The organism is Sellimonas catena (assembly GCF_027924685.1).
Taxonomy (GTDB): domain Bacteria; phylum Bacillota; class Clostridia; order Lachnospirales; family Lachnospiraceae; genus Sellimonas; species Sellimonas catena.
Window position 1 is genome coordinate 1 of sequence record NZ_BSBO01000032.1, and the last position, 15,791, is coordinate 15,791.

13 protein-coding genes and 2 pseudogenes are annotated in these 15,791 nt (G+C 45.3%); 13 read left to right on the top strand and 2 right to left on the bottom strand.

Annotation, left to right across the window (positions count from 1 at the left end; genetic code table 11):
* Positions 1-171 precede the first annotated feature (171 nt).
* From Selli1_RS13955 to Selli1_RS13970, 4 genes are read left to right on the top strand one after another with little or no spacing between them, the layout of a single operon-like run.
* A complete protein-coding gene (locus Selli1_RS13955; protein ID WP_281873506.1) occupies positions 172-825 on the top strand; it encodes a nitroreductase in 654 nt (217 codons plus the stop codon).
* Complete coding sequence (locus Selli1_RS13960; protein WP_281873508.1) at positions 753-2,090, top strand: MATE family efflux transporter; 1,338 nt, start codon at positions 753-755, stop codon at positions 2,088-2,090. The genes Selli1_RS13955 and Selli1_RS13960 overlap by 73 nt, the downstream gene beginning before the upstream one ends.
* Positions 2,091-2,112: 22 nt before the next feature.
* Positions 2,113-3,486 carry an MATE family efflux transporter gene (locus Selli1_RS13965; protein ID WP_281873510.1) on the top strand — a complete coding sequence of 458 codons (1,374 nt, stop codon included), beginning with the start codon at positions 2,113-2,115 and terminating at the stop codon, positions 3,484-3,486.
* A complete protein-coding gene (locus tag Selli1_RS13970; RefSeq protein ID WP_281873512.1) occupies positions 3,483-4,394 on the top strand; it encodes an ABC transporter permease in 912 nt (303 codons plus the stop codon). Before Selli1_RS13965 ends, Selli1_RS13970 begins: the two co-directional genes overlap by 4 nt.
* On the opposite strand, the gene Selli1_RS13975 is transcribed toward Selli1_RS13970, so the two are convergent.
* Positions 4,384-5,262, bottom strand: coding sequence for a LysR family transcriptional regulator (locus Selli1_RS13975; RefSeq protein WP_281873514.1), 879 nt, complete (start codon positions 5,260-5,262; stop codon positions 4,384-4,386). The genes Selli1_RS13970 and Selli1_RS13975 overlap by 11 nt on opposite strands.
* Before the next feature lie 116 nt (positions 5,263-5,378).
* Between Selli1_RS13975 and Selli1_RS13980 the strand changes: the two genes are divergently transcribed.
* From Selli1_RS13980 to fucO, 6 genes and pseudogenes are all read left to right on the top strand, one after another.
* Positions 5,379-6,386: an alpha/beta hydrolase gene (locus tag Selli1_RS13980; RefSeq protein WP_281873517.1), complete on the top strand. Its 1,008-nt coding sequence runs from the start codon at positions 5,379-5,381 to the stop codon at positions 6,384-6,386.
* 128 nt (positions 6,387-6,514) lie between these two features.
* Complete coding sequence (locus Selli1_RS13985) at positions 6,515-7,642, top strand: ROK family transcriptional regulator (RefSeq protein WP_281873518.1); 1,128 nt, start codon at positions 6,515-6,517, stop codon at positions 7,640-7,642.
* Positions 7,643-7,861: 219 nt separating this feature from the next.
* Positions 7,862-8,911 (top strand): NAD(P)-dependent alcohol dehydrogenase, encoded by a 1,050-nt coding sequence (locus tag Selli1_RS13990; protein ID WP_138372486.1) that lies wholly within the window; start codon positions 7,862-7,864, stop codon positions 8,909-8,911.
* A gap of 83 nt (positions 8,912-8,994) precedes the next feature.
* A complete protein-coding gene (locus tag Selli1_RS13995; RefSeq protein WP_281873521.1) occupies positions 8,995-10,371 on the top strand; it encodes an MFS transporter in 1,377 nt (458 codons plus the stop codon).
* A pseudogene (locus Selli1_RS14000) lies at positions 10,364-10,639 on the top strand (PfkB family carbohydrate kinase); the annotation flags it as partial. The gene Selli1_RS13995 and the pseudogene Selli1_RS14000, both read left to right, overlap by 8 nt.
* Before the next feature lie 26 nt (positions 10,640-10,665).
* A pseudogene (gene fucO, locus Selli1_RS14005) lies at positions 10,666-11,603 on the top strand (lactaldehyde reductase); the annotation flags it as partial.
* 88 nt (positions 11,604-11,691) lie between these two features.
* Here the strand turns inward: fucO and Selli1_RS14010 are convergent.
* Positions 11,692-12,369 (bottom strand): alpha/beta hydrolase, encoded by a 678-nt coding sequence (locus Selli1_RS14010; RefSeq protein ID WP_087252818.1) that lies wholly within the window; start codon positions 12,367-12,369, stop codon positions 11,692-11,694.
* Between the two features lie 230 nt (positions 12,370-12,599).
* Here Selli1_RS14010 and Selli1_RS14015 point away from each other — a divergent pair, with 230 nt between their 5' ends.
* From Selli1_RS14015 to Selli1_RS14025, 3 genes are all read left to right on the top strand, one after another.
* Entirely contained in the window at positions 12,600-12,815 is a 216-nt protein-coding gene (locus Selli1_RS14015) for a hypothetical protein (protein ID WP_281873526.1), read from the top strand.
* 139 nt (positions 12,816-12,954) lie between these two features.
* Complete coding sequence (locus Selli1_RS14020) at positions 12,955-14,655, top strand: M3 family oligoendopeptidase (RefSeq protein WP_281873529.1); 1,701 nt, start codon at positions 12,955-12,957, stop codon at positions 14,653-14,655.
* 97 nt (positions 14,656-14,752) lie between these two features.
* Complete coding sequence (locus Selli1_RS14025) at positions 14,753-15,586, top strand: acyltransferase domain-containing protein (RefSeq protein ID WP_087168401.1); 834 nt, start codon at positions 14,753-14,755, stop codon at positions 15,584-15,586.
* The last annotated feature ends 205 nt before the right edge of the window (positions 15,587-15,791 follow it).

Genomic DNA, 15,791 nt, shown 5'->3' on the forward strand with positions numbered 1-15,791 from the left:
ATGGTCTTTAAAAATGGTTTGTAATATATTCATAAGTCTATTATGCAGGAAAAACACATAAAAAGAAACCCCCAATTCCCCCATGAATGGGGGCTAGGGGGCTGAAGTGTCGAAGACACTTTTTTATTGCCTGCATCTCGGAAATGTTGACAGAATGGAGGATGATTTTTTATGGAAAACAACTTCTTATCTCTGATCAAGACGCGCCGTAGTGTACGGGCTTACAAACCGCAACCTGTCCCTTCCGAGGCGTTGGACGCTGTACTGGAAGCCGGGACTTATGCACCTACCGGCGGAGGACGTCAATCCCCTACCATCATTGCAATCACAGACCCCAAATACCGGCAGGAAATCGCCAGGTTAAACGCAGAAGTGATGGGGAACAATACAGACCCTTATTATGGCGCGCCTGTCGTGATTTTGGTTCTGGCAGATGGCTCCGCAAACACCTTTGTAGAGGATGGAAGCTGCGTCCTTGAAAATATGATGCTCGCCGCCCATGCTCTTGGGCTGGGAACCGTATGGGTACATCGGGAACGTGAGATTTTCGACAGTGAAAGCGGTAAGGCTCTCCTGCGGGAGTGGAAGCTGCCGGAAACCTTGCGTGGCGTCGGAGCGATTGCATTGGGTTATCCAGCTAAGGAAGCCGGTCAGCCCGCAGCACGCAAACAAAACTATATTGTTCGGATTGAATGTCCTGCTGTCCGGCGCAATGTTTTTGCGCCGGACACTTTGTGGAGAGGAGGGAAAGTATGCAGACCAATAATAAAATGGCGGTCGCCCCTGTTGGAAAGCTCATCTGGCAAATGTCGATACCGCCGCTGATCTCCATGTTCCTGCAATATTCCTATAACCTGATAGACAGCGCATTTGTGGCGCAGTTGAGTGAGAATGCACTGACGGCTGTTTCTCTGTCATTTCCCATTACCACTCTGATGAATGCGGCTTCTATCTGGATTGGCGTTGGTGTGAATGTGCTGATTGCCGGATATCTGGGAAAGAAGGAACAGGACAATGCGGATACGGTTGTCACGCACGGTTTGCTGCTGGCATTTGGAATCGGTGCGTTACTTAATCTCTTTGCGTTATTGATTATGAGGCCCTACTTTTGGGCATTTACCAGTAATGAAGAAATCTATCAGTTGAGTATCGCCTATATGAGCGTATGTTCGTTTATGCAAATACCAAATATGGTGCATATCGCAATCCAGAAAATGATACAGGCCACCGGAAATATGGTTGCTCCCATGTGGTTCCAGATTGCAGGAGTCGTTGTTAACTTTGTGCTCAACCCCATTCTGATTTTTGGCATTGGCATTTTCCCGGCTATGGGAATCCTTGGCTCTGCAGTGGCTACTGTCGCGGGCTATTTGCTGTCCATGATTTTGGCGTTGGCTCTGCTGCTGGGGAAAAAGCAGAAGGTGAAGGTAAAGATCGAAGGCTTTCATTTGCAAAAGCAGATGATCGGCCGTATTTTTGCCTTTGGCCTGCCATCTTTTATTATGAACGCCCTCAGTTCGTTTATGGTGACGTTCGTCAATCTGTTTCTGGTGGCGTATTCCGATACGGCAATCGCTTTCTTCGGCGCGTATTTTAAGGTGCAGCAGTTGATCGTTATGACGGTAAACGGCTTGATCCAGGGCTGTTTGCCTGTCATGCGGTTTAACTATGGCGCGGGGAGCAGCGAACGGCTGCATTCCGCTTTCCGATACGGAACTGCTTTGGTCACCGGCATGATGATACTGGGAACGTTGGCTGTCATCCTTTTTCCGGCGCAGATTTTGGGATTATTTACGGCGTCGGAAGCCATGCGCTCCTTTGGAATATCCGCTATGCGGATTATGGCGACAAGCTATCTGTTTTGCGGTCTTTCTACTATGATTTCCACCTATTTTCAGGCCACAGAAAAAGTAGGTTCCAGCATGGCAATTCAATTATGCAGGCAACTGCTTTTCCTTGTTCCATCCTTATGGTGTCTGGACAAATTGTTCCATCTGAACGGAATCTGGCTTGCATTCCCTGTCGCGGAAACTGGCACCTTGCTTGTTGCTCTCATAATGATGGCCTGGTATCACCGTAAAAAATCATAACGTATTCTGCGAAGGAGGAATTATGAACGATACTTTCATGAAAGAAAAGCCGGTATTACCGCTGATTTTATCCATGTCCCTGCCTATGGTGTTATCCATGCTGGTCAATTCCCTCTACAACATTGTGGACAGTTTTTTCGTCGCGCAGATCAGCGAGGAGGCTATGACGGCATTATCGTTGGTTTACCCGGTTCAAAATTTTATCAATGCTGCCGGAATTGGATTTGGCGTTGGGATCAATGCAGTGATCGCCTTCTATCTGGGCGCGGGGGATCATGAAAAAACGGATCAGGCCGCCACGCAGGGACTTGTGCTTGCCGTGATTCATGGCGTTGTTATGACAGTCTGCTGTATCGCCATCATGCCGGTTTTCCTGCGGATGTTCACTTCATCCGAAGCGGTCATTGAACTTGGCGTCCGCTATTCTATCGTTGCGTTCGCCTTTACGCTCATTGTTACCGTCAGCATGGCGTTTGAGAAACTGTTCCAGGCAGTAGGAAACATGAAGACAACCATGATCAGCCTGATGTGCGGGTGCATCACAAATATCGTCTTAGACCCCGTTCTGATTTTTGGCTATGGCCCATTCCCGGAAATGGGAATTGAAGGCGCTGCGCTGGCAACCGGCATCGGACAGGCTCTGACACTGGCGATTTACCTTGTAGTCTATCTTTTGCGGCCAATTCGCGTGCATATCCGCAGGCAGTACATTTTGCCCAGCAAAAAGATGGTCATCAAGCTGTATTCTATCGGCATTCCCGCAACCCTGAATCTTGCACTTCCGTCTCTTTTGATTTCGGCGCTCAATGCGATTTTAGCTGCCTATTCCGAAGTGTATATTCTGGTTTTGGGGATCTATTACAAATTGCAGACCTTCATCTATCTTCCGGCGAATGGCATTGTGCAGGGGATGCGCCCCCTGATCGGCTATAACTACGGTGCAGGGGAGCACAAACGAGTCAGCCAGATTTATCAGATTGTTTTGTGCATGAGCGGTATCATTATGGTGCTTGGAACCGCGATATGTCTGCTGATCCCCGGCCAGCTGATAGGGCTGTTTACCCACACGGAAGCGACGATCCAGGCCGGGGAAACTGCCTTGCGCATCATCGGGGCCGGATTTATCGTCTCGGCGGTTTCTGTTACTTCTTCCGGCGCATTGGAGGGGCTGGGGAAAGGCACGCCCTCCTTACTGATTTCTCTTTGCCGGTATGTAGTGGTAATCATCCCGGCTGCGTTTTTACTCAGCAGGTTTCTCGGAGCGGTTGGCGTCTGGAATGCGTTTTGGATCACGGAAGTGATTACTGCGATCATATCCATTTACGTTTACCGCAAGGTAATAGCAAAGCCAGCCGAGCCAGTCAACGGTCAAGATGAACGACGCATGAGGCAATGATCGAACAGCTTCGTGATTATGTTCTGGAGGGAGAAATTTCACCGGAAACCATAAAAAGTGAAAACCAGGTGATTGTGACGGCCAATATGGATGGCCAGGGGAATTACTATTTTTACGGGAAAAAGCCGGGAGATACGATTACGCTGCGGGTTCCAAAGCCAGAGGCGTATACAGATGACCTGCTGAAATTTCAGAGCAAGGAAGAAAATTATATAGAAAAAGAATTTGTCATCGCGGCCATTGTAAGCAGACCGCTGGCTCAGGAACAGGATTTCTTGAATACGGAAGTCTGGGAAAATGCGCAAAGCATCATTATGACAAATGAACAGATGAAAGAAAACTTCGGAATCACGAATTACAGTTTTATCCATGCGTCACCGGCAGAAGGAGCAGAGACGGCAAGCGTAAGTAATCAATTATTGCAGACGATTCGTGATGTCCCAAAAGCAGTATTGCAGGATTATACTTCCGCGATTGAGACACAGAGGAATTATCTGAACCAGCAGCAGATTTTCTTCTCCAGCATTGCCGTGATTCTGCTCATCATCAGCCTGTTCCACATCATGAACAGTATGAATCACACCATTCTAGCAAGGAGAAAGGAATACGGAATCATGCGTGCCATGGGGATTACGGACAGTGGCTTTTACAAAATGATCCTGCAGACAGGTATTTTGTATGGATTACTGGCAGATGCATTGATCTTCGTATGTTATCATTACATTTTCCGTAGAGTCATGGATTACTACATGGCACATGTCGTACAGTTTTTACATGTAACCTCCACGGTCCCGAACATGGTTTTGGCCGGAATCATGGTGTTGAATGTGGTGCTTGCCATTGTGGCGGTGATGATTCCGGCACGGAAGATGATACGCGAAAATATTATCAGTGAGATCAGACGGTAAACCGCTCTTTTACCATTTCCAGCATCCGTTCTGCAATCGGAGTAAATACCTGATATTTTTTCCAGATCAGGTAGATACTGGTTTCGAGCTTCGGATTCAGCGGGCGAAAGACAAGTCCGCTGTCCGGATGGGTGTCAATGAGGTGGTCAAAGGTCAGGAGATACCCCAGTCCTTCCCGGACGAAAATGGAGCCATTGTAAGAAAGGCGGAAAGAGCCTTCCAGTTGCAGCTCATCCATACGACTGCCGCACCATCTGGCAATATCATGGTTCCATCCCTGTTCCGAGCAGAACAGAGGGAGCCCGGCCAGATCATCGACTGTAACAGCGGATTTTCCGGCCAGCGGACATTCGGCAGGCATGACAAGACCCCACACATCCGGTTCGGGAAATTTTAGAAAATGATACCGGGCAGGATCGGGCTCCTGGGCCAGTACGGCAAAGTCAATAATTCCTTTGTCCAGTTTTTCTGTAACCTGCTCGGTATCACCGCTGGTAATATGATAATGAAGAGCGGGATAGGTTGTTTTCATGGTACGGATCACAGCGGCAAGATGGCGGATCTGATAGGATTCTGCAAGACCCAGATAAATATCGCCGCCCAGAATATCGTCCAGAGTATGAAATTCTTCTGTGATTTTATCTGCCATTTTGACAAGATCTTCCGCACGTTTCCGCAGCAGAATCCCTTCTTCGGTGAGCTGAATGCTGAAACTGTGTCTCGTAAAAAGTTTCTTTCCAAGTTCCTCTTCCAGGGCTTTCAGCTGTTTGGAAAGAGTGGGCTGAGTGACGTGAAGCTGCTCGGCGGCCCGTGTCATATTTTCTTCCCGTGCAACAGCAAGAAAGTAGTTTAATGTTTTTAATTCCATTCCAATCTCTGCCTCCTGATATTCTAAAAAATTATATCACGATATAAATTATAACCATTAGCGACAGGGAAAACAAGAAGATATAATAAAGACAGAATGAAAGGATGGTAATGGACATGACTGATACTCAAAAGCTGAATTTAACGGAAGAATGGGATAAAATATTTCCGAAAAGTGAAAAGGTGAATCACCGGAAGGTGACATTCCACAACCGGTATGGGATTACCCTGGCAGCGGATCTATATGAGCCAAAAGAGAGTGAAGGAAAACTGCCGGCCATTGCGGTGTGCGGACCATTCGGAGCGGTGAAGGAGCAGGCAGCAGGACTCTATGCCCAGACTATGGCAGAGAGAGGGTTTCTTACGATTGCATTTGATCCTTCTTTTACCGGGGAAAGCGGGGGCGAACCGAGGTACATGGCCTCCCCGGATATCAATACGGAAGATTTTCAGGCAGCGGTTGATTTTCTCTCTGTACAGGATAACGTAGACCCGGAGAAAATCGGTATCATCGGCATCTGCGGATGGGGCGGCATGGCGCTGAACACGGCGGCACTGGATACCCGGATCAAAGCGACGGTGACGTCTACCATGTACGATATGTCCCGTGTCAATGCAAACGGATATTTTGACGCAGAGGATTCTGCAGATGCCAGATATGCAAAGAAAGAGGCGCTGAATGCACAACGGATCGTAGACTACAAAAACGGAAGCTACGCACTGGGCGGCGGCGTGGTGGATCCGCTCCCGGAAGATGCGCCGTTCTTCGTGGCAGATTATCACAATTATTATAAGACAGACCGCGGCTATCACAAACGCTCCTTAAATTCCAATGGAGGATGGAATGTCATCGGCTGTATGTCGTTTCTGAATCAGCCGATTCTGAAATACAGCAACGAAATCCGCAGCGCGGTGCTGATGATGCATGGGGAGAAGGCGCATTCCTGTTACTTCAGCCGTGATGCCTATGCTGCGATGGCCAAAGAGAATCCATATGCAGATAATAAGGAATTACTGATTATTCCGGATGCGGTGCATACCGATCTGTACGATGGAGGCGGAAAGGATGCGATTCCATTTGACAAAATGGAACAGTTTTTCCGGACTTATTTAAACTGTAAATAGATGGACAGGAATGCTGACAGAAAAACAAATTTATAAATAAAAACGAAAGCCAGTATGGTAAAGTTGCTTTCTGGAAGACAGAATGTTATACTAAAGAAAACACTTTAATAAAGTATGGGTGATATAACATGGAAAGAAAGCAGACAACAAATATGGAGGTAAAGAAAGCAAACAGAAATCGTGTTTTCAGGTATATCTGTAAGCGTGGAACTGCCTCTAATCCGGAAATCTCGTATGATATGAAGATGAGTCTTCCTACTGTGACGCAGATCACAAAAGAGTTGATTGAGAAGGGCTTCATTGAAGAAACCGGAGAACTGCAGTCTACTGGAGGAAGACGTGCGAAGGCACTCTCAACTGTGATAAATGTAAGGCAGGCTGTAGGATTAGATATTACGAAAAACCATATTAGCTTTGTGCTTACGAATCTTACCGGTGAGATTTTAAAGCATGTGCGTATTTATCTTCCGTATGCCCATGAGCCGACTTATTATCATAAGGTGAAAGAGGAACTGGAATGTTTTCTGGATGAAAGCAATGCTGACCGTAAAAGAATTTTGGGTATAGGAATTTCTTTTCCTGGAATCATTGATTTGGATAGACAGTTAATTACGTATTCGCATATCCTTGGGGTAGAAATGATACCTTTTGATTCCATAAGCAGTTTTTTTGATTATCCCTGTTGTTTTGTGAATGATGCGAATGCGGGAGCTTATGCGGAAGGAATTTGTTCAGATGAACGAGAGAGTTTTTTCTACTTGTCTTTAAGTAATACAGTTGGAGGGGCAATTTTTGATAATAATGGGCTCGTACAGGGCAAGCATTTTCGCTGCGGAGAAGTCGGGCACATGACTGTGATTCCGGATGGAAAGATATGCTATTGCGGGAAAAAAGGATGCCTGGATGCGTATTGCAGTGCGGCAATTTTGTCAGATGCAGCAGGAGGAAAATTAGAAAAGTTCTTTGAGCTATTGGAGAAGAAAGATCCAAAGGTGGCAGATATATGGGATGTCTATACAGGCTATCTTGCTGTGGCATTAAATAATATCCGGATGCTCCTTGATTGTGATATTATTCTGGGAGGATATGTGGGAAGCTATATAGAGCCTTATTTACCGGATCTATGGAATAAAGTATCGGAACGGAATACATTTACAGAGGATCAACAATTTGTAAATAGCTGCAGATATAAGGTTGGGGCAGCGGCGCTAGGAGCAGCACTGGAAGTAATTGAAAATTTTGTAAAACAGATATAAACTGCACGCAGGTGCTTTTACAGGAGACTTCAGAAAAGGAGTCTCTTTTTTTGATGCAGTTTTACTAAAACGTAAGATGTCTTTTTGAAGATAATGACGAAATAATACTTGATTGCCAGGAACTATTGACAAAAAGTGGAATAGGATATAAAGTAAAAAACATAATAAAACTATTTAATTAAGTATAAAATAAAGTAACATAAAAAGGAGGAAATAATAATGAAAGGAAAGATGAAAGTTGCTGTCATGCTGGGAATCGGAAAGATGGGATTTGAAGAGCGGGATATTCCAAATCCAAAAGATGACGAGGTATTGGTAAAACTGGAATATGTGGGTATCTGCGGAAGTGACCTGCATTATTATGAAACAGGGGCCATTGGAGACTATGTGGTAAATCCGCCTTTTGTGCTGGGTCATGAACCGGGAGGAACTGTTGTCGAAGTTGGTAAGAATGTAAAGCATTTAAAGGTTGGAGACAGAGTTGCTTTGGAACCAGGAAAAACCTGTGGACACTGTGAATTTTGTAAAACGGGACGTTACAATCTGTGCCCGGATGTGGTGTTCTTTGCAACACCTCCTGTAGACGGCGTATTTCAAGAATATGTTGCTCACGAAGCAGATCTGTGTTTCAAACTTCCAGATAATGTAAGTACGCTGGAAGGTGCTTTGATTGAGCCATTGGCAGTAGGGTTCCATGCAGCGATTCAGGGAGAGGCACACCTTGGACAGCGGGCTGTTGTCATGGGCGCAGGCTGTATCGGTCTTGTTTCAATGATGGCATTGAAAGCAAGAGGAGTGTCGGAAGTGTATGTGGTGGACATTATGGAGAAACGGCTTGAAAAAGCATTGGAACTGGGGGCGACGGAAGTTATTAATGGCGCAAAGGAAAATGTACTGGAACGGGTAAAGCAGCTGACAGATGGAGCTGGTGTAGATCTGGTAATTGAAACAGCGGGTACGGAAATTACAACAAGGCAGGCAATTCATATGGCAAAAAAAGGCTCCAATATTGTTCTTGTGGGATATAGCAAGAGTGGAGAGATGACACTTCCGATGAGTCTTGCACTGGACAAAGAACTGACCTTTAAGACCGTATTCCGTTACCGTCATATTTATCCAATGGCGATTGATGCGGTTGCAGCAGGAAAAGTAAATCTGAAGGGGATTGTAACGGATATATTTGGATTGGACGAAGCACAGAAAGCAATGGATTATAGTGTGAATAATAAAGCGGATATTGTGAAGGCTGTTATCCGTATTACAGAATAAGGAAACAAATTTTTTCAATTACCGGCCCGGATCAGGAAAAAGTAGAGCCAGCCAGTATTTGTAATTGATAAAGGAGAATTGTAATGAATCAGAAAGATACAAACGTAAAAGTACCACTGATCAGTAAGATTGCATACGGTATGGGAGATGTGGGATGCAATTTCAGCTGGATGTTCGTGGGAAATTTCCTGATGATATTCTATACAGATATTTTTGAAATTAGTATGGGAGCGGTGGCAGGTCTGATGTTGTTCTCACGATTTTGGGATGCAATTAATGATCCGATTATTGGCGGATTAAGCGATAAAACCCATACGAAATGGGGAAGATACAGACCATGGCTTTTGGTGGCGGCACCATTGACAGCCGTGATACTGATCTTGACGTTTTGGGCACATCCGGATTGGTCGTCCACTGCAAAGGTCATCTATATGGCAATCACTTATTGTATTCTTGTATTAGGTTATACGTGCGTGAATATTCCTTATGGGACACTGTGTGGAGCAATGACACAGAATATAGAAGAACGGGCGAAAATCAATACATTCCGATCTGTCAGTGCAATGATTGCGATTGGCATTATCAATATTGTGACGGTTCCTCTTATTGGAAGGCTTGGTGGTGGAAATGATCAAAAGGGATATTTATTGATTGCTGTTTTATATGGATGTATTTTCGCAGCGTGTCATATTTTCTGCTTCGCAAAAACAAAAGAAGTGGTGGAAGTACCGGAGAAAGAAAAAATTTCTATAAAGGTTCAGTTAGCGACTGTGACAAACAATCGTCCATATATGATCGCTCTTGCAGGACAATTTCTGTTCGGTGTGACACTCTATGGAAGAAATGCGGATGCATTATACTATTTTACCTATGTGGAGGGAAACGAAGCGTTATTTAGCACCTATTCTTTGTTTATTATTCTTCCATCTATTATTGGTGCTGCCTGCTTTCCACTGGTATTTCGGCTTACCAATAATAAAGGACGTTCTGCATCCATCTTTGCACTGTTGACGGGAATTAGTATGTTCTGTATGTACTTCTTTACAGTTGGAGAAAATCCTGTTCCATTTTATACATTTTCTTGTCTGGCACAATTTTTCTTTTCCGGTTTTAATACTGCGATCTATGCGATTGTTCCGGATTGTGTGGAGTATGGAGAATGGAAGACCGGACTCAGAAATGATGGATTTCAGTATGCATTTATTTCACTGGGAAACAAAATCGGAATGGCGATTGGAACTTCTGTACTTGCAGGTGTTTTGAGCATGTTTGGATATGTTGCAAACCAGCAGCAGAATGCAGCGATATTATCCATTATTAAACATTCTTTTACAACAGTTCCGGGGATACTCTGGATCGTAACGGCGATAGTTTTGTATTTCTATCGTTTGAATAAGAAAGCATATAACAAAATTGTGAAGGAAATACAGGAAAGAAAGGTTGAGGGCAAGCATGTATGATGTTGTTGCGTTAGGCGAGCTGTTGATTGACTTCATCCAGAATGGGAACAGCTCCAATGGGAATCCGGTATTTGAAGCAAATCCAGGAGGTGCACCATGTAATGTGCTGTCAATGCTGACCGGGTTGGGTTATAAAACTGCCTTTATAGGAAAGGTCGGAGACGACTATTTTGGGAAAATGCTTGGGAATACCATCAAAAGAATTGGCATCTCCGACAAAGGTTTGATTTATGATAAGGAAGTGAATACTACCCTTGCGATAGTACATACGATGGAAGATGGAGACAGGGATTTCCAACGATTGAGAACGTACAGCACGGAGTTGAGGCATTTAAGGCAGCAAAGGCAGACTATATATCATTGCGATCGGTGGAGGTTCCTCCATGGACACTGCAAAGGCTATCGGAATTATCATTGCCAATCCGGAATTTGAGGATGTAAGAAGCCTGGAAGGAACAGCACCTACGAAAAATCCTTGTGTGCCGACTATTGCTGTGCCGACCACAGCAGGAACTGCAGCGGAAGTGACGATCAATTATGTCATTACGGATGTGGAAAGAAAGAGAAAATTCGTTTGTGTAGACCCGCATGACATGCCGATTGTTGCAGTTGTGGATCCGGACATGATGTCTTCCATGCCGAAAGGACTGACAGCATCGACAGGAATGGATGCTCTGACACATGCCATCGAAGGATATACGACAAAAGCAGCCTGGGAAATGACCGATATGTTCCATCTGAAGGCAATCGAAATCATCAGCAGATCCCTTCGGAGCGCAGTGGCAGGAGAAGCAGAAGGCCGGGAAGGCATGGCACTGGGCCAGTACATTGCCGGTATGGGATTCTCCAATGTAGGACTTGGAATCGCTCATTCCATGGCACATACATTGGGAGCAGTTTATGATACTCCGCATGGTGTTGCATGCGCTATGATGCTGCCGATCGTAATGGAATACAACGCTGACAGCACAGGAGAAAAGTATCGTGAAATTGCAAGAGCAATGGGCGTCAAAGGTGTGGACGAGATGTCTGTGGAAGAATACCGGAAAGCAGCAATCGATGCCGTTCAGCAGCTGTCTGTAGATGTTGGAATCCCGACAAAACTGGAAGCATTAAAAGAAGAAGATCTGGACTTCCTTGCAGAATCTGCTCACGCAGATGCCTGCGCGCCTGGCAACCCGAAAGACGCAAGCGTGGAAGATCTGAAAGATCTGTTCCGCAGATTGATGTAAAAACAGTCAGAAAAAGCAAAAAACCCGCTGGTGCCTTTGTGTGGGGCATCCAGCGGTTTTTTGGATATTTCACCATCTGGCATGGAATTCAATGCTGTTCTACGATCCATTGAATCCCCGCCGCTGTCCTTTGGTCAGGATGATCGAAATGTCCGCCCTCATTCCATTCAAAGGTTACGTGAATGTTCTGTGACTGAAACCAGGAGAAGGCCTTTTCCGTATGATGTGCGACTGTTTTCATGAGAGGATTTCTTGTTTTGTGCTCTTTTTTTCCGAGAGAAAGGTAAATACAGTCCGGCCGAACAGCCAAGGAATGGGATTCCATGTATTCGGAGAAGCCGGGAAACCACAGAGAACCGGACATACTGGCAGCTCTGGAAAACAGATCTGTGTGATAGAGCGTATAGATGGCGAACAGCCCGGCAAGAGAATAGCCGGCGATTCCTCTCCAGACTGGTTCGGATCCGATCCGCCGTTCTGCTTCAGGAAGAATCTGCTCTGTCAGCTGGTGGATGTATGCGTCAGCGCCTCCGGTAAAAGGATCACCTTTTGGAAAGACAGCCGGACAGTCCCAGGGTGCCATATCGTGATTCCAGGAAAGATCACTGATCGAAATAAGTGTAAGATCCGGACAGCCGGATTCCAGCAGATACCGGGAGATGCAGGCACCTTCGTCCTTAACCGAAGGAAGATAAATAACGGGTGCGTCCGGTCGTCTGCCAGGTAAAATGGAAATCTGATTTTGGCCCAATGAAAAAGACTGCATAAAACGTTCTTCCTTTCTTTTCATATCGTTTAATTAAATATAGAAATAGTATAGCAGAAAGAAAACTAACCGGAAAGAGTTTGAAAAGATACAGCGGGCATTCTGGAAATTCCATATTTGATAATTTTTTATCAGAAATTCTTTGACAACAGAAAAAGGAAGGACTATACTAAAAGTTAGAAATAACTAATTAAAGAAAGAAGGCCTTAAAATTGGGAAGGTATTATCGAGTGGCAAAAAATCTGACAGAGGAGATGGTTTCGGAAATCCTGAAAGAGATGTTGGAAATCCCGGAGGTGGAACGGGTAGAGTTTACGGAAGATAATACGAAAATACTGGTTCTGACACAGGAGGAGCAGTATCCCGAAGTCATGACGAGAATCGTCAATATCTTCAGCCGTGTTGGACACGGATGCGAATTATCGTTTGCCGGATTTGCACATTAGGAAGAGCGTGTGAGGGCACAAAAACAGAATAGACAGAAAAAGGCGGGGAGACGACTGGAAAATGTCGTACTCCCCGCCTTTTTTTGCCTGTATGAATGTGGTATACTGAATCTATCTTAAGACTGGAGGGAAATGTCATATGGAGAGAAAGGAAACATTCAGCGAATTTTCTTACAAAAGAATCGATCTCGAGGAAGTGAAAAAGAAGATCAGGGAAATCACAGAAGAGGTAAAACAGGCATCTTCTGCTGAAGAGCAGGCAGCGGCCATTTACCGGATGAATGAAGTGGAAAAGGAGATTTCCACAGCAGATTCTCTCGTATACATCCGTTATACGGTGAATACGAAAGACGAATTTTATGTGAAAGAGCGGGAATATAACGATCAGATTTCTCCGATTCTCGAAGAAGAGATGCAGAAATACAAGGAAGCGCTGCTTCACTCGCCATTCCGGAAAGAACTGGAGGAAAAATTCGGGAAAGTGATCTTTTTGAATCTGGATCTTGCGATGAAAGGATTTTCCCCGGAAATAACCGGGCTTCTTCAGGAGGAGAGCACGCTGCAGACTCAGTATCAGTCTCTGCTTGCAGGAGCGCAGATTGAGTTTCAGGGAGGACAGTATAATCTTTCCCAGATGGGCCTGTTTATGCAGAGCCAGGACCGTAAGATCCGGAAGGAAGCGTATGAAGCCTACGGGAAGTTTTTTGATGATCATCAGGAAGAACTGGATGAAATTTTCGATAAACTGGTGAAAAACCGTACCGAGCAGGCACACCGCCTTGGCATGAAAAATTTCGTGGAGCTTGGCTATGTGCGCCGCCAGAGAAACTGCTATGCACCGGAAGCCATTGCGGACTTCCGTGATCAGGTGGTTCGGGATCTCGTTCCGGTTGTCTGTGAAATCAAGAAGACACAGGCAGAGTGTATCGGTGTAGATCATTTGAAAATATACGATGATTCCTTCCGTTTCCCGGATGGCAATGCGGTTCCGCAGGGGACGCCGGAGGAAATCATGGAGGCAGGACGCCGGATGTATACGGAAATGTCCCCGGAGACTGCGGATTTTATCAAAATGATGTTCGAACGGGAGCTTTTCGATGTGGTAGCTAAACCGGGGAAAGCGACCGGCGGTTACTGCTGTGATATACCGGGCTATGGCTGTCCGTTTATCTTTTCCAATTTTAACGGTACGGCAGGAGATGTGGATGTGCTGACCCACGAAGCGGGACATGCTTTTGCCTCCTACATGGCGGAAAAGCACATCGATCTGCTTTCCATGCATCTGCCGTCCATGGAAGCTGCAGAGACTCACTCCATGTCCATGGAATTTTTTGCGACACCGTGGTATGAGCTGTTCTTCAAACATCAGACAAAGAAATATGAAGTTTCCCACCTTGAGGGAACGCTGAATTTTATTCCATATGGATGTCTGGTGGATCACTTCCAGCAGGTAGTCTATGAGCATCCGGAGATGACGCCGCAGGAGCGCAACGAAGCGTGGCTGAAGCTGGAAAAACGGTACCGCCCGTATCTGGATCTGGAGGGAATTCCTTTTTACGAAAGAGGAGCCGGATGGCAGAGACAGAACCATATTTATGCATCACCGTTTTACTATATTGATTACTGTCTGGCACAGACCGTGGCGCTGCAGTTCTGGCTGGAAATCGAAAAAGACTGGGATCAGGCCTGGGTAAAATACAAAGAGTTTGTAAAACGCGGAGGTACGGATACATTCCTTGGACTGGTAAAGGGAGCGGGACTGACTTCTCCGATGGAGGACGGATGTCTCCGTTCGATCGCAGAGTATTCCGGTAAGTGGCTGGAAAAGCATAAAATCTGAAGTGTTTAAGAAATAGGATGTTAAAAATAACATCAATGGATGGACTGAGAAAGGGACAAGCTTTCTCAGTCCGTAACTATGTTATGGAGGTGACAGAATGACCTTGCATACCATGCTTTCAGAACTGCATTACCGGGATCAGATTCAGGAAGCGGTTCAAAAGGAAATAAACAGGCTGGGTGACACAGTGGAAGTGCTTGCAGACAAAGCGTATCAGGGAGAGGATTTCCAGTTTTTCCTGTGTGATCAGGTTCCGGCTGTCCGTTTAGCTGTCATTACCTGTCTTCTTGTGGAGAAATATGAAGAATACAGGGCACGGGGAATCTCGGACAGTATTATTTTTGATACCTTCCAGGATGTTACGCTGCGGGCAGAGATTTATTTTCAGAAAACCGGCCGGGCCGGGCTTGAAAAAGACGATGTGATCTGGTTTCGCCACATTATGAATGCTGAGATTTTTAAAATTGGCTCTTTGCAGTTTCAGCCATTCCAAATGGTATATCTGGATGATGATTATTTTTATATGATTTATTCCACGAATGCACAAGAACTTCTTCCCTGCGGCTGTCCGGTGTTAAACTGTCATGTTCAAAGAGGGGCAGATCTGCATACAGAGGCGGTGGAGGACTCCTTCCAAAGAGCGAAAAAGTTCTTTGCTCAGATTGATCCTGAAACGAAATATAAGGCTTTTCTGTGTTACAGCTGGCTGCTTTATCCGCCGATGATCCAAGCTCTTTCTCCGTCCTCCCATATCAGGCAGTTTGCGGAAAAGTTTCAGATAATTGGTACAAGCAGAAATTCAGATCAGGCAATGGAAAATCTTTTTAACGGGAAAGAAAAGAGACTTACTCCAGACTCTACGTTCCTTCAAAGGATGGCATTGAAGCAGGAAGAGCGGTTTGGATTTGGCTGTGGTGTTATTTTGCTTTAATTTGAGTGGAAATTGAACGAGAAATTTACGCACTGATAAGAAAATATGATATAATCATTTCATCAGGTAAAGTGATACGGAAAACCTGCGGGCAGTGAGATGATTTGAAGCAAAGAAACGAGGCGGGAATTGGTCAGACCAGTTCCTGTCTGTTTTATAATAATCAAATATAGAGCAGGGATTCTGGCAGGGGAAATACCTGGTT